At 69.6% G+C, this 16094-nt stretch carries 6 protein-coding genes; 3 read left to right on the top strand and 3 right to left on the bottom strand.

What is annotated here, in order from left to right; genetic code table 11:
* Positions 1-80: 80 nt before the first annotated feature.
* From LPH33_RS01010 to LPH33_RS01000, 3 genes are all read left to right on the top strand, one after another.
* Positions 81-3377: an arabinosyltransferase domain-containing protein gene (locus LPH33_RS01010; protein ID WP_229566786.1), complete on the top strand. Its 3297-nt coding sequence runs from the start codon at positions 81-83 to the stop codon at positions 3375-3377.
* A gap of 44 nt (positions 3378-3421) precedes the next feature.
* Positions 3422-6730 (top strand): arabinosyltransferase domain-containing protein, encoded by a 3309-nt coding sequence (locus LPH33_RS01005; RefSeq protein WP_229566784.1) that lies wholly within the window; start codon positions 3422-3424, stop codon positions 6728-6730.
* A gap of 200 nt (positions 6731-6930) precedes the next feature.
* On the top strand, positions 6931-7518 hold the full coding sequence (locus tag LPH33_RS01000) for a TetR/AcrR family transcriptional regulator (RefSeq protein WP_229566782.1): 588 nt from the start codon (positions 6931-6933) through the stop codon (positions 7516-7518).
* A 38-nt stretch (positions 7519-7556) separates the two neighbouring features.
* Here the strand turns inward: LPH33_RS01000 and LPH33_RS00995 are convergent, their stop codons facing one another.
* From LPH33_RS00995 to fadD32, 3 genes are read right to left on the bottom strand one after another with little or no spacing between them, the layout of a single operon-like run.
* Positions 7557-9098 (bottom strand): acyl-CoA carboxylase subunit beta, encoded by a 1542-nt coding sequence (locus LPH33_RS00995; protein ID WP_016692631.1) that lies wholly within the window; start codon positions 9096-9098, stop codon positions 7557-7559.
* An 8-nt stretch (positions 9099-9106) separates the two neighbouring features.
* On the bottom strand, positions 9107-14035 hold the full coding sequence (gene pks13, locus LPH33_RS00990; protein WP_229568527.1) for a polyketide synthase Pks13: 4929 nt from the start codon (positions 14033-14035) through the stop codon (positions 9107-9109).
* 53 nt (positions 14036-14088) lie between these two features.
* Positions 14089-15978: a long-chain-fatty-acid--AMP ligase FadD32 gene (fadD32, locus tag LPH33_RS00985; protein ID WP_016692629.1), complete on the bottom strand. Its 1890-nt coding sequence runs from the start codon at positions 15976-15978 to the stop codon at positions 14089-14091.
* Positions 15979-16094: the final 116 nt, after the last annotated feature.

The raw sequence follows: 16094 nt of genomic DNA, 5'->3' as shown, positions 1-16094 counted from the left end.
AACCGCGGAGTACCCACGAGTAGTGCGAGCGGAGCGGCACGAGCCCGGACCGTGACGGGACTCGCCTAGCATCGACGCTTGTGCCAGCCGATACCGCTTCGCCCGGGAAAACCGATTCGTCCGACCCGACATCGCGCGTCCGCACAGCGCGGATCGTCGCGATCGTGTCGGGACTGCTCGGGTTCGTGCTGGCTCTGACCCTTCCGTTCCTGCCGGTCCGGCAGGAGACCGGCGAACTGCAATGGCCGCAGAACGGCAGCATCGACAGTGTCGAGGCGCCGCTCGTCACCTACGCCCCGCTCACGCTGCGGGCCAGCGTGCCGTGCGCGGCAGCAGCGCAGCTCGGTTCCGACGGCGGCACGCTCGTCTCGACCATCCCGTCCGGCTCCCCCGACGCCACGGCGGAGGGCCTGGTGATCCGCGCGGTACCCGGTGAGGACGGCGCCCCCGGCACCGTCGAGGCCGTCCTGCGCAACTCGGTGCTCGTCTCGGCGCCGCTCGACGAACCGTGCACGGCGGTGACCGTCGCATCGAACTCCGAACGCACCGCCGCCGAGATCGTGGGCTCCGACCCGCCGGTCGCGATCGAGCTCGAAGGCGACGAGCGACCGCAGATGGTCGGTGTCTTCAGCGACCTCACCGGCCCCGGGGGCGCCTTCGAACCCGGCGGTGACGACTCCACGGAACGGTTGTCGGTGCGCGCCGAGCTCGACTCGCGGTTCACCTCGACCCCCACGGTGCTCAAGCTCCTCGCGATGATCGTGTGCGCGCTCGCGACGCTGGTCTCCCTCGTCGCGCTGCATCGCCTGGACGGGATCGACGGGCGCCGCGCGCGCCGGTTCCTGCCGGCTCGCTGGTGGCGGTTCACCCTTGTGGACGCCATCGTCGTGGGCACCCTGTTGCTCTGGCACGTCCTCGGCGCGAACACCTCGGACGACGGTTACATCCTCAACATGGCGCGGGTGTCCGACGAGGCCGGATACATGGCCAACTACTTCCGCTGGTTCGGTGTGCCCGAGGCGCCGTTCGGCTGGTTCTACGACGTGCTCGTCGTGTTCGCGCAGGTCTCGACGTCGAGCGTGTGGATGCGCGTGCCCACGCTGATCGCGGCGATCCTGTGCTGGATGGTCATCAGCCGCGAGGTCATCCCGCGGCTCGGTGTCGCCGTCCGGCACAGCCGGGTGTCGCTGTGGACGGCCGGGCTGGTCTTCCTCGCGTTCTGGCTCCCCTACAACAACGGTCTGCGCCCCGAGCCGATCATCGCGGTCGGTGCACTGCTGACCTGGTGCTCGATCGAACGCGCCATCGCGACCGGTCGCATGCTGCCCGCCGCGATCGCGGTGCTCATCGCGGCCTTCTCCCTCGCTGCCGGTCCGACCGGCCTGATCGCGGTGGCCGCGCTCGTCGCCGGGATGCGCCCGCTGGTGAAGGTGCTCATTGCGCGCCGGCATCTCGTCGGTGTCGTCGCGCCCCTCGCGCCGATCCTCGCCTCGGGCACCGTCGTGCTCATCGCGGTCTTCGCCGACCAGACGCTCGCGTCGGTCCTCGAAGCGACCCGCGTGCGTTCGGCCGTGGGCCCGAACGTGCCGTGGTTCGACGAGCGGCTGCGCTGGGACGCGCTGCTCACCGTCTCCCCCGACGGTTCGCTGGCCCGCCGGTTCGGTGTGTTCGTGATGCTGTTGTGCCTGGTCGTGTGCGTGATGCTGATCCTGCGCAAGGGCCGCATTCCGGGCACCGCGATCGGACCGTCGCGCCGCATCCTCGGCATCGTCTTCGCGTCGTTGCTGCTCATGATGCTCACGCCGACGAAGTGGACGCACCACTTCGGTGTGTACGCGGGCCTGGCCGCGTCGGTGGCTGCGCTCGCCGCGATCGGAGTGGGTTCGGTCGGCATCCGATCGGCCCGCAACCGGGCGCTGTTCACCGCCGGGGTGCTGTTCGTCCTGGCGATGGCGTTCACCGGCTCGAACGGCTGGTGGTACGTCTCGAGCTACGGCATCCCGTGGTGGGACAAGCCGCCGTCGATCTCCGGTTACGCCTTCTCCACGGCGCTGCTCGGCCTGACGGTGCTCGCCCTGCTCCTCGCCGCGTGGTTCCACCTGCGCGAGCCGTTCACGACACCGCGGCCCGACCGCAACGGCAGGGTGCGGGCCCTGGCGTCGGCGCCGCTGACGCTGGTCGCGGCGGCGGTGGTGCTGTTCGAGGTGCTGTCGCTGCTCAAGGGCGCGGTCTCGCAGTACCCGGCGTATTCGATCGCCAAGTCGAACGCGGCGGCCCTGACCGGCAACTCCTGCGGTCTCGCCAACGAGGTGCTCGTCGAGTCCGACCCGAACGCGACGATGCTGCAGCCTCTCGACGGTGATCCGGGCGAGGCCCTGGGCGCCGGCACGGCCGTCGGTTTCACCCCGAACGGCGTGGCGCTCGACCTCACCGCGGATGCGGAGACCACCACGACCGGTGGCGCCAACACCGTCGACAGCGAGGAGGGCGGCACCACCACCTCCACCAGCGCCGGCACCGAGGGCGGTCGCACCAGCGACGAAGGCATCAACGGCAGCACCGTGAAGCTCCCCTTCGGCCTCGACCCGCAGACCACGCCCGTCCTCGGCAGCTACCGCTCCGGCGCGCAGCAGTCGGCCGAGCTCGAATCCGGCTGGTACGCGCTGCCGGAGCGCACCGACGAGACACCGCTGCTGGTCGTGACCGCGGCGGGACGCGTCCGCTACGTGGACCCGGACGGCGTCATCACCCCCGGTCAGGACGTGCTGCTGGAGTTCGGTTCGTCGTCCGGGGACGACGTGACGCCGCTGGCCACGCTCGCCCCGATCGACATCGGCCCGTCGCCGTCCTGGCGCAACCTGCGCGTGCCGAGCGACGCGATCCCGGCCGACGCCGACGCCGTGCGGATCGTCGTCGACGACGGTGACCTCTCCCCCGATCAGTGGGTCGCGGTCACGCCGCCGCGGATGCCGCGCATGCAGACCCTGCAGGAGGTCGTCGGATCCGACGCCCCCGTCCTCATCGACTGGTCGGTGGGTCTCGCCTTCCCGTGCCAGCGACCGTTCGGGCACCGCAACGGTGTCGCCGAGGTCCCCGAATACCGCATCCTCCCGGACCGTGTCGGGGCCGACGCGACGAACGGCTGGCAGGACGACATCGGCGGTGGACCGCTCGGCTGGATCCCGCTTCTGCTGAACGCCGAGGCCGTCCCCACCTATCTGAACCACGACTGGGATCGCGACTGGGGATCGCTCGAGCAGTACCGCCCGATCGACCCGGATGCCTCCCCGGCGGAGGTCACCACCGACGTGACGACCCGCTCCGGCCTGTGGTCGCCGGGCCGCATCCGTGACGGGGTCCCGGTCCTGCTGGAGTAAGGGCGAGTGCCGTCACACCACGTCGCCGGATACCATCGACTCCCGTGCCCGACGACGTGACGACCTCACCCGCGCCCGCTCCGACCGCCCCACGGTCGATGGGCGAGGACCTTCGCACTCGGTACCGGACCGCGCGACTCGTCGCCGTCGTCGCCGGGTTGCTCGGCATGATCTTGGCGCTGGCCACACCGTTCCTCCCGGTCCGCGTGACCGAGGCGACGATGTCGTGGCCGCAGGACGCGGCGGCGACCGACGTCGAACTGCCGTTGATGTCGCAGGTCCCCCTCCAGTTCCGCGCCACCGTGCCGTGCAGCGCCGTCGCGGAGATGCCGGGTGACGGCGGGATGCTGCTCGCGACGGCCCCCACCAACGGGCAGGACGCCGCGCTCAACGCGATGTTCGTGCGGGTCGGCGCCGAGAACGTCGACGTGCTCGACCGCAACGTGGTGGTCGCGACCGCGCCGCGCGCCGACGTCGAGTCGGGTGCGTGCAGCGAACTGCAGATCTTCTCCGACTCCGAACGCACCACCGCCGAGTTCGTCGGCCTCTCCGACGAGAACGGCAACCCGCGGTCCGGTGAGCTCACCGGCGACCTGCGGCCGCTCGTCGTCGGCGTGTTCAGCGACCTGCCGACCGCGGTTCCCGGCCTCGACGTCACCGTCGATGTCGACTCCCGGTTCACGTCGTCGCCGACACTGGTCAAGTCCCTCGCGATGATCCTGGCGGTGCTGTCGACGGCACTCGCGCTCGGCGCGCTGGCCAAACTCGACGGCACGGACGGTCGCGGACACCGCCGTTTCCTGCCGGCCCGCTGGTGGAAGTTCACCGGCGTCGACGTCGTCGTGGTCCTCACGCTCGTCGGCTGGCACTTCTTCGGCGCGAACACCTCGGACGACGGCTACCTGCTGACCATGGCCCGGGTGTCGGAGAACTCCGGCTACATGGCCAACTACTTCCGCTGGTTCGGTGTCCCCGAAGCGCCCTTCGGCTGGTACTACGACGTGCTGGCGGCGTTCGCGAAGATCTCCACGGCCAGCCCGTGGATGCGCATCCCGGCACTGATCGCCGGAATCCTGTGCTGGATGGTCATCAGCCGCGAGGTGGTGCCGCGTCTCGGCCGGGCCGTGCGGCACAACCGCATCGCGCTGTGGACCGGCGGACTGGTCTTCCTCGCCTTCTGGCTCCCCTACAACAACGGTCTGCGGCCCGAGCCGATCGTCGCCCTCGGTGCGCTGCTGACCTGGTGCTCGATCGAACGCGCCATCGCGACCGGTCGTCTGCTGCCCGCCGCGACCGCGGTGGTCGTCGGCGCGTTCACGCTCGCCGCGGCACCGACCGGCCTGATGTGTGTGGCCGCCCTGATCGCCGGTATCCGGCCGATGACGCGGATCATCGTGCGCCGTCACCGCGAGGTCGGCACCCTGCCGCTGCTCGCACCGATCGGTGCCGCCGGGTTGCTCGTGCTCGTCGTGGTGTTCTCGGACCAGACCCTCGCCGCGGTCCTCGAGGCGACCCGCGTGCGCACCATCATCGGCCCCAACGAGGAGTGGTGGAACGACTTCCTCCGCTACTACTACCTGATGGTGCAGACCGTCGACGGTTCACTGCCGCGCCGCTTCGCGTTCCTCACGATGCTGCTGTGCCTGTTCACGACGCTGTTCGTGCTGCTGCGCCGCCGCCGGATCCCCGGCGTCGCCGTGAGCCCGACCTGGCGTCTGCTCGGCATCGTCTTCGGCACGATCTTCTTCATGATGTTCAACCCCACGAAGTGGACCCACCACTTCGGGGCGTACGCAGGCATCGCCGGATCGCTCGCGACGGTCACCGCCGTCGTGGTCTCCGCGAGCGCATTGCGGTCGCGGCGCAACCGCACGATTTTCCTCGCCGGAGTGCTGTTCGTCCTGGCGGTGTCGTTCGCCGGCATCAACGGCTGGTGGTACGTCTCGAGCTACGGCGTGCCGTGGTTCGACAAGACCGTCTCGCTGAGCGGCTACCAGTCGAGCTCGCTGTTCCTGGTCCTGTTCGGTCTCGCCCTGGTGCTCGTCGCGTGGCAGTACCTCCGCGAGGGCTACGCACCGCCGCCGGAGTCCCCCGAGACGAAGAAGGGCCGGCGGATCCGCGCCCTCGCGGCTGCGCCGCTCACGGTCGTCGCCGCGGTGATGGTGCTGTTCGAGGTGCTGTCGCTGCTCAAGGGCGCGGTGTCGCAATACCCGGCGTACTCGCTCGCTCGCTCCAACATCGGGGCGGTCGCCGGGCAGACCTGCGGTCTCGCGAACGACGTGCTCGTCGAGGCCGACCCCAACGAGGGACGCCTCGAACCGATCATCGACCCCGCCTATCCGCCGGCAAACGACGACCCGCTCGCCGGTGCGGCGCCGCGCGGTTTCACTCCCGACGGCGTGCCGTCCGACCTGACCGCCGACTACGTCGAGGTCAAGCCGGGCCAGGGCAACACCGACAACCAGAGCGTCGGCCCGACCTTCGAGACGGGCGCGGGCGGCGGCACCACGGGTGGTTCCGGTGAGCAGACCGTCAACGGCAGCACCGTGCGTCTGCCCTTCGGGCTCGACCCGTCCGTCACCCCGGTGCTCGGCAGCTACCAGGAGGGTGTGCAGGAACCCGCCGCGCTCACCTCCAGCTGGTACGCCCTTCCCGGGATCACCGACGAGACGCCGCTGGTGATCATCTCCGCGGCCGGTCGCATCTGGTCGTACGACGACACCGGTGCACTGACCTACGGCCAGTCGCTGCTCGTCGAGTACGGCACCCGCCAGGCCGACGGCAGCGTCGAGGCGAAGGGCACCTACCTGCCGCGCGACATCGGCCCCGCGCCGTCGTGGCGGAACCTGCGTGTGCCGCTCGCCGACCTGCCCGACGACGTCGACGCCGTCCGCATCGTCGCGAACGACCCCAACCTCACCGGCGACCAGTGGCTGGCGTTCACGCCGCCGCGCGTCCCGACCCTCGAGCGGCTCGACTCCCAGCTCGGTTCCGATCAGCCGCTCCTGCTGGACTGGGCCGTGGGCCTGCAGTTCCCGTGCCAGCGGCCGTTCGACCACTGGGCCGGCGTTGCCGAGATGCCGAACTACCGGGTCCTCCCCGACCGTCCGCTCGCGGTGTCGTCGACCGACACCTGGCAGTCGGCCGACAACGGTGGTCCGCTCGGCTTCGCGGAGGTCCTGGCGCGACCCGAGCAGGTGCCCACCTACCTGGAGAACGACTGGGGTCGTGATTGGGGTTCGGTGGAGCGGTACGTGCGCTTCTACCCGAATGCGCAGCCGGCCGAACTGACCACCACCGAGGTGACGAGGTCGGGTCTGTGGAAGCCCGCGCCGATGCGCGTCTACGAGTGACGGGGGCCGGTCGGATCGTCGCCGTGGTGACCGCCCCGGGCTTCACCTACCTGCCCGGTGTCGGCAGCTGGACGGTTCCCTGATCCTCCGGCCGCGTCCGGGTCGGAGCGTCCCAGAATCGGGTTTCGGTTATCTAGAATGAGCGGGTGACCACCGAGAATTCAGCTAGGTCGACCCTGTCCCCCCGCGCCTCCGAGGCCGTGAAGCGAAGCCTGACGCCCCGACAGGAGGCTGCGAGCCGCGACGTCGACACCCTGATCCGGTGCGGACGCGAACTGCTCACCCGGGGCGAACCCGCGCGCGTCGCCGACATCGTGGCCGCCGCGGGACTCTCCAACGACGCCTTCTACCGCTACTTCAAGAGCAAGGGCGATTTCGTCGACGCCGTCGTCGAGGAGGGCGGACACCGACTCGTCCGGTACCTGCGTCACAAGATCGACCAGGCCGCCGACCCCGACGCCGCCCTGCGTGCCGGCATCGCGGCCGTCCTGAACCAGGCCGTCGATCCCGAGATCGCCGCCGCCACCCGCAACGTCGTGTCCTCCGCCGGCGGCCGGTCGCACGCACCGAAGGTGCGCGAGGATCTGGAGAAGGCGGTCGCGGAGGTACTCGCCGGTCCCATCGCCGACCTGGGATCGGCCGACCCGCAACGGGATTCGCTCACCACCTCGATCCTGCTCCTCGCGGTGATGGAGCATCTGCTGTGGCGGGACGCATCCACCTTCGACGCCGACGCAGAGGTCGAGCAGATCGTCGGATACGCGCGACGGGGCCTGCGCACGTCCTAGTGTGCACAGACCCCGTCGGCGAGGGTTCTCCGGCTGTTCTACAGCGGCAGCAGGTGATGCTTCCGCGGGTTCTTGAACACTTCCTTGTCGCGAAGGAGGGTCAGCGCCTTGCGGATCTCGAGGCGGGTCGTCGACGGCTCGATCACCGCGTCGACGTATCCGCGCTCGGCCGCGATGTACGGCGTCGCCACGTGCTCGTTGTAGAAGTTGATGAGCTGCTGGCGCACGGCGGGAGCGTTCTCGCCCGCGGCCTCGATCTGCCGGCGGCCGATCACCGCGACAGCCGATTCGGCACCCATCACGGCGATACGCGCGGTGGGCCACGCGAAGTTGATGTCGGCGCCGAGCTGCTTCGAACCCATCACGGCGTAACCGCCGCCGTATGCCTTGCGGACCACGACCGTCACCTTCGGGACGGATGCCTCGACGTACGAGAACAGGAAACGGCCGCCACGCTTGATGACGCCGATCTTCTCCTGCTCGACACCTGGCAGGAAGCCGGGGGTGTCGACGACGAACACGAGCGGGATGTCGTAGGCGTCGCACACGCGCACGAAGTGGGCCGCCTTGTCGGCAGCGGCCGCGTCGAGCGCACCCGACAGGTACAGCGGCTGGTTCGCCACGACACCGACGGCATGACCGTCGACGCGCGCGTAGCCGGTGATGATGTTCGGCGCGGTCTGCGAGCGGACCTCGAGGAACTCGCCGTCGTCGAAGATCTTCAGCAGGATGTCGTGCATGTCGTAGCCGGAGTTGTCGGCGTCGGGCATGAACGTGTCGAGTTCGAGATCGTCGGGCGTGATCTCCGGTTCGAGACCGGGATTGATGACCGGCGGCTTCTCCTGCGCGTTGGACGGCATGTAGCTCAGGTACTGCCGCACCCACTCGAAGGCGGCCTTCTCGTCGGGCGCCACGTGGTGCACGTTGCCGTACTCGGCCTGCTGGCGGGCACCGCCGAGCTCTTCGAGGCTCACGCTCTCACCGGTGACCGCCTTGATGACGTCCGGGCCGGTGACGAACATGTGCGAGCCCTCGGTGGCGACCACGACGTCGGTGTTGATCGGGGCGTAGACCGCACCACCGGCGCAGTTGCCGACGATCACGGAGATCTGCGGGCACAGACCCGACAGCGGCTCGTGGCGCTTGCCGATCTCGCCGTACCAGGCGAGCGAGGTGACGGCGTCCTGCACGCGGGCACCACCGGAGTCGTTGATGCCGACGACGGGGCAACCGATCTTGAGGGCGAAGTCGAGGACCGCGGCGACCTTGCGGCCGAACATCTCACCGACGCTGCCGCCGAAGACGGTCTGGTCGTGGGAGAACACCGCGACCGGGCGGCCGTCGACCGTGCCGTGCCCGACGACGACCGCGTCGCCGTACATCGCATCGTCGCGGCCGGGCGTCTTCATCAGTGCGCCGATCTCGACGAAGCTGCCCCTGTCGAGCAGCATGTCGATGCGCTCGCGAGCGCTCGGAATGCCCTTCTTCGCGCGCTTGGCGATCGCGAGTTCGCCCGCAGGCTCCTTCGCGATCTCCAGCTTCTCGCGCAGCTCGGCCAGCTTCTGTGCCGTGGTGCTCACTTCTTCGTTCAGCTCCTCGAGGCCTCGATGTCGGCCAGCTTGCGGGTCAGGTCTTCCCCCACCTTCGAGATGTACGGCTCGTCGACGATCTGCAGGTGATCGCCGCCGACGTGCACGACCTCGAGATCCGCGACGACCTCACCCCACCCACCGTCGGGCTGCCGGGTCCCGAAGGCCGGCTCGAGATCGATCGCGTCGTCGTGATACTTGTCGGCCATGTACAGCACGACCTTGCCGTCGTAGGGCAGCAGTTCCGCGGTCTGGATGGCGCGGTTGTCGAGCCACGACGTGCGCTGGTGCTCGATGATGCCGCCGGGGATCTGCGCCCCGCTCAACTCGAGCAGGCCCATCAGGATGCCGATCTGCTCCTCGTCGCTGCCGGCCTCGGCCAGCAGGTCGTAGGGCAGCGGCGCGTCGATCCCGTAGGTCTTCTTCGCGAACGCCGAGTAACGCTGCCAGCGCTTACGGATCTCGTCGGGCGTGTCCTCGACCTTCTCACCGGCCATGACGGTGTCGATGAGACCGACGAGACGCACGTCCTTGCCCCTCTTGCGGAGCAGACGGGCCACCGCGTAGGCCAGGACACCGCCGAGCGACCAGCCGCACAGCACGTACGGGCCGTCGCCCTGGATCTCCTCGATGAGCGGCAGGTACGCCTGGGCGCGGGTGTCGATCGGGCCCTCGGTGCGCTCGAAACCGAACACCGGGGTGTGCGCGGGCAGGCGGCGCAGCAGCGGCTCGTACGCGACCGTCGAACCACCCGCGGGGTGGAAGACGAAGACCGGCACGGCGTCCGATCCCTCGGCGCGGGGCCGCAGCGTGCGCACGAGTCCGTCGATGCGATCGGCGGATTCGAGATGCTGACGGACGGTCTCGGCGAGCTGCTCGACGGTCGAGGCGGCGAGCACGTCGTCGACGGTGATCTCGCCCTCGGCCCGCTCGGTCAGTCGTGCCGCGAGCTTCTCGGCGACGTCGCGCTCGAGCTTCGGCAGCGGGTTGAAGATGCCCTTGGCCGACTTGCCCGTGACCACGGCCCAGGAGGCGAAGGTCAGTCGTTCCGCGGCGTCGCGCGGCGGCACGTCGACTCCGCTCGATTCCTGCTCGGGTGCGGGCGTCTCGGGCGCGGTCTGTGCCTCTGCGTCTACCTCGGCCTCGGCCTCGGCGAGGATCTGCTCGGCCTCGCCCACCGCGGTGGTGTCCTCCATCGCGGGGAGCTCGTCCTGATCCGCCGCAGCGGCGGCGCGTTCGGCTGCCTTCTCGGCGGCCTGCTGCTCGGCGAGCTGCGCAACCTCCTCGCGGTTCTCCACGGCGTACCGCAGGTACTTCGCGACGTCGCGCAGGCTCGCGTCCTTGACCGCCGACAGCTGCAGCTGCGGGATGTCGAACTCGTACTCGACGCGGTTCTTGATGCGGACCGCCATGAGCGAGTCGAGGCCCAGCTCGATGAGCGGGATCTCGGCCGGTAGGTCCTCGGGTGCGTAGCCCATGGACTCGGCGACGATCAGCCTCAGGCGGTCGTCGAGGGTCTGCGATCCGCTCGGATCCCACTTGTCGCCGAACGACTCGACGACCTCGGGCAGTTCCTCGGCCTGCGCGGCCGGCTTCGCGGCCACCGCGACGGGCGCGGGCAGCGGCTCACCGGAGGTGACGACACCCTCGTGGACGAGCGTGAAACCGTCGCCGGTGTTCGCGTGCACCTGCAGCGACGCACCACCCGGATGCCGGGTGAGCGTCGTGGTGAGGGTGCCGGTCGCGGGGACCTCGGTGTGCGGGATGGACGCGGTGAGCGTGACATCCGACAGCACCTGCGAAGCCGCCGCGACGACCAGCTCGGCCGCGTCGGTGACGGCGGATGCCTGCACCTCCCACACGTAGCGGCCGTCGGGCAGTGCGACGCGGGCGCCGGGCGCGCGACCGTTGCCGGAGGTGCCGATGCTGGCGTCGACCCAGTACGGCTTGCGCAGGAAGGCGGTGCGCGGCAGGTCGGCGTAGTCGCCCTCCGGCAGCAGCGTCCTCAGGTCGACGGACTGCCCGTGCACGTACAGCTGCGCGAGCGCGGTCAGCACGCCGAGGGACTCGTCCTCCTTGCGCTTGAGCGTCTGGATGAACTGGCCGTCCTGCACACCGGCGTCGAAGGCCGTCGCCGCGACCGACATGAGCGTCGCGGGGTTGGCGTTGAGCTCGACGAAGGTGGTGTGCCCGTCGGACAGGGCCTGCCGGATCGCCTGCGTGAAGTACACGCTGTGGCGCATGCCCTTGGTCCAGTACTCGACGTCGTGGATGCCGTCGTGACCTGCGCGGTAGAGGGTCTCCTGGTCGACCGACGAGTACAGGTCGACCTTCAGGCGGTGCGGTTCGATGCCGGCGAGCTCGGCTGCGAGCTCGCCGAGGATCGGATCGACCTGCGAGGTGTGGCTCGCACCCTTGGTCTGCAGGACGCGGGCGAACTTCTCCTCGGCCTCGGCACGCGCGACGATCGCGTTGACCTGCTCCTGCGGGCCACCGATGACGGTGTGCGTCGGCGCCGCGTAGACGCAGACCTCGAGCTGCGGGAAGTCGGGCAGCACGTCGGTGATCTCGGCGGCGCTGTACTCGACGAGCGCCATGAGACGGATGTCGTCGCCGGTCAGGCCGGATTCGGCCTCACCCATCAGACGCGAACGCGAGCAGATGACGCGCACGGCGTCCTCGAGCGAGAGTCCGCCCGAGATGTAGGCGCCGGCGGCCTCACCCATCGAGTGGCCGACGACCGCGGCGGGCTCGGCACCGTGGTGACGCAGCAGCGCGGCGAGACCGATCTGGATCGTGAAGATGCCGACCTGCGCCGTCTCGACGTCGTAGTCCTGCGCGTCGTCGAGGAACTTCTCCTTCATGGAGTAGCCCGACTCGTCGTAGATCAGCTCGTCGACCTCGTCGACGGCCGCCGCGAAGACCGGGTTCTCCAGGTACAGCTGCTTGGCCATCTTGCGGTGCTGGGCACCGAAGCCGGACAGCACCCACACCGCGCCCTTGGAAGCCGGAGCGTCGGCGGTGAACACGCCCTGCGCGGGCTTACCGGCAGCGACGGCACGCAGACCGGCGATGGCCTCGCCGTGGTTGCTCGCCACGACGATCGCGCGGGACCGGCCGTGGTTGCGGCGAGCGAGCGTGCGGGCGACGTCGGCGAGCGGCGTCGTGCTGCCCTTCTCGGTCTCGAGCCAGTCGGCGAGATCGGCAGCGGCACGGCGGCGACGCGACGGCATCGCAGCGGAGACGGCGAGCAGGACGGGCAGCTCGCGGGCCTGCTCGGTGGTCTCCGCGGCGGCGGGGATCTCCTCCGGCAGGACTTCGACCTCGGCTTCGGACGCTTCGAGCCCCTCGGGACCGGTGTACTCGCGCACAACGACGTGCGCGTTCGTGCCACCGAAACCGAATCCGGACACACCGGCGACGGCGCGACCGGTGTAGCGCGGCCACTTCGCACCCTCGGGGATGACCTTCAGGCGTGCGCTGTCGAACGGGATGTACGGGTTGGGCGCGGTGTAGTTGAGCGTCGGCGGAAGCTGATCGTTCTGCATCGCGAGAACGACCTTGATGAGACCGGCTGCACCGGCGGCGGACTCGAGATGACCGAAGTTGGTCTTGGCCGAACCGAGCAGGGCCGGCTTGTCGTCCTCGCGGCCACGACCGACGACGCGGCCGAGCGCGTCGGCCTCGATCGGGTCGCCGAGCACCGTGCCGGTGCCGTGCGCCTCGATGTAGTCGACGCCGGACGGCAGGATCTGCGCGTCGCGGTAGGCGCGGCGCAGCACGTCGACCTGCGCTTCGGGGTTGGGAGCGGCCAGACCGTTGGAGCGGCCGTCCTGGTTGACGGCCGAACCGGCGATCACCGCGAGGATGTTGTCGCCGTCGCGCTCGGCGTCCTCGAGACGCTTGAGCACGACGAGACCGCCGCCCTCGGCGCGGATCATGCCGTCGGCATCGGCGGAGAACGCCTTGATGCGCCCGTCGGGTGCCATGACGCCGAGTTCGTCGAAGCCGAGGGTGCCGGCCGGGGCGAGCAGCATGTTGACGCCACCGGCGAGAGCGACGTCGGCCTCACCGTTGCGCAGCGCGCGCACGGCCTGGTGCACGGCGACCAGCGACGACGAGCACGCCGTATCGAGCGTGACCGACGGGCCGTGGAAGTCGTAGAAGTACGACACGCGGTTGGCGATGACCGCGGTGGAGGTACCGGTGAGCGCGTAGGGATGCGCTGCGGACGGATCACCGACCGCGAGGAGCATGTAGTCGCTCGCCGAGCTGCCGATGAACACACCGACCGAGCCGCCCTTGAGGTCGCTCGGCGGGATGTGCGCGTGCTCGAGTGCTTCCCAGGTCAGCTCCAGCGCGAGACGCTGCTGCGGGTCGACCATCTCGACCTCGCGCGGCGACATCGCGAAGAACTCGGCGTCGAAGCCCTTGACGTCGTCGAGGTAGCCGCCCCTGGTGTTGGCGTTGCGGATCGACTCCCACACGGCGGGGTCGTTCTCGAACTCCGACCAGCGGCCCTCGGGCAGATCGGAGATGCCGTCGCGTCCGGACGCGAGCAGCTCCCACATCTGTTCGGGGGTGTCGACGTGGCCCGGGAAACGGGTGGACAGACCGACGATGGCGACGTCCTTCGAACCCGCCACGGCACCGACCGTGTACAGGGCGGAGTCGTCCTCGGCGGGTGCCTCGGGTTCACCTTCGATGATGCGCGTCGCGAGCGACGCGATCGTCGGGTGCTGGTAGGCGATCGTCGCATTGAGGGTGACACCGAGGAGTTCCTCGATCTCACCCGCCATGGCGACGGCGTCCCGGGAGGACAGTCCGAACTCCTCCATCGGACGATCGTCCGAGATCTGGGAGACCGGCTGCCCGGTCGCGTCGGCGATCCAGTTGCGCAGCCATTCGCGCAGCTGCGCAACCGTCATTTCAGTGTCAGACATCAACCCACCACGCTACCCGGGAAAGAGGACATTCGTTCTTACACGCTGTCCGGGAAGGCCTGCTGCTGGTAACCACCGCGCAGCGTTCCCTCGACATATGCGGTCTTGCACGCCCGGCGCGCGATCTTTCCGCTGGACGTACGGGGGATGGAACCGGCCGGCACGAGCAGCACGTCGCGGGCGGTGACACCGTGCCGGGACGAGATCGCGGCACGCACCGCGTCGGCGATCGGCTGCGGATCGGCCTTGCCGGCGCCGGGAGCGCGCTCGGCGACGATCACGAGCTGCTCCGACGAATCGTCCGCGTCGAACTGCAGACCGGAGGCGTCGTTGTCGAACACCTCGCGCGGCAGCTGGTTGGCCGGAACCGCGAACGCCGCGACGAAGCCGGGGCGCAGCGCGGAGCTGGCCTCCTGCGCCGAGAACTCGAGGTCCTGCGGGTAGTGGTTGCGACCGTCGACGATGACGAGGTCCTTGACGCGACCGGTGATGTAGAGCTCGCCGTCGATGTAGACGCCGTAGTCGCCGGTGCGCAGCCACTTGCTGTCGTCCGGGGTGCCCTCGGTGTGGCTGCCCTCGGTCAGACGCTTGGTGATGCGGTTGTGGAAGGTGTTGTCGGTCTCTTCCTTGCGACCCCAGTAGCCGATGCCCATGTTCTCGCCGTGCAGCCAGATCTCGCCGACGTGCTCGTCGGGCATCTCGGTGCCGGTCTCGGCGTCGACGATCGCGGCCCACTGGCTGCGCGCGACGTAACCGCAGGAGACCTGCGGGATGGCGTTCTCGGCGTCGGGCTCGACGCGCACGACCCGACCCGCGTTGAGGGCGGTGCGGTCGACGTAGATGACCTTCGCCTCGTCGCTGTGGCGGGTGGAGGAGACGAACAGAGTGGCCTCGGCCATGCCGTAGGACGGCTTGATCGCCGTACGGGGCAGACCGTAGGGGCCGAACGCTTCGTTGAACTTGCGCATCGACGACGTGGTGACCGGCTCGCTGCCGTTGATCAGGCCGATCACGTTGCTCAGGTCGAGTTCTTCGCCCGGCTTGGGGACCGCGCGTGCCGCGGCGTGCTCGAACGCGAAGTTCGGGGCGGCGGCGAAGGTGCCGGCACCGTCGGAGACGGCGGCGAGCTCGCGGATCCACCGGCTCGGCCGGGCCACGAAGGCGCGCGGGCTCATGATGGTGATGTACTTGCCGCCGACCGCGGGCAGGATCACCGTGAGCAGGCCCATGTCGTGGAACAGCGGCAGCCAGGTCACGCCGCGCGACGACTCGTTGAGCTCGATCGAGTCGGCCATCTGGATGACGTTGGTGAGCACCGACCGGTGGGTGATCTCGACGCCGGCGGGAACGCGGGTCGAGCCGGAGGTGTACTGCAGGTACGCGATGTCGTCGGTGCCGATGGGCGGCCGGTTCCAGGACTCGGCGACCGAGTCGGGGATGGCGTCGACGGCGATCACGCGGGGACGCTGCGCAGCGGGGAGCGGGCGGAAGAACTGCCGCACGCCGGCCGCGGACGAGGTGGCGGTGAGGATCGCGCTGGGGGTGCAGTCGCCGAGAACGGCGTGCAGGCGATCGGTGTGGCCGGGTTCGTCGGGATCGAACAGCGGCACGGCGATGGTGCCGGCGTAGATCGCGGCGAAGAAGGACACGACGTAGTCGAGGCCCTGCGGAGCGAGGATCGCGACGCGGTCGCCGGGAGCGGTGACTTGCTGCAGGCGCGCGGCGATGGCCTTGATGCGCACGCCGAACTGATCCCAGGTCAGCTCGTGCACCTCGCCGTCGCGTTCCCGCGAGTAGTCGATGTACCGGTAGGCGAGGTCGTCACCGTTTGAAGCGAAGTTCCCCTCGAGGTGATCGAGCAGGGTCTGCCCTTCCGGCAGCCTGATCCGCCCGTTCTCATCGATGAACTCTTCGAACCCGACGCTCAATTCCTTCTCCCTGTCGAAGCGATCCCACAACCACTCGACATGGTTGCGCCACTAACTTTTCCTCCGCGCCGGCGGATCGTCGTACCGATACCGCCCCCCACGGCTTCCGGCGGTCC

Origin of the sequence: Rhodococcus sp. RDE2 (genome assembly GCF_020885655.1) — a bacterium.
Classification (GTDB): Bacteria; Actinomycetota; Actinomycetes; order Mycobacteriales; family Mycobacteriaceae; genus Rhodococcus; species Rhodococcus pyridinivorans.
This window is presented reverse-complemented; position numbering and strand designations above follow the sequence as displayed.

Coding starts and splice junctions, on each gene's coding strand:
- pks13 (WP_229568527.1), bottom strand. CDS start 14,035: ATGACGGTTGCGCAGCTGCGCGAATGGCTGCGCAACTGGATCGCCGAC.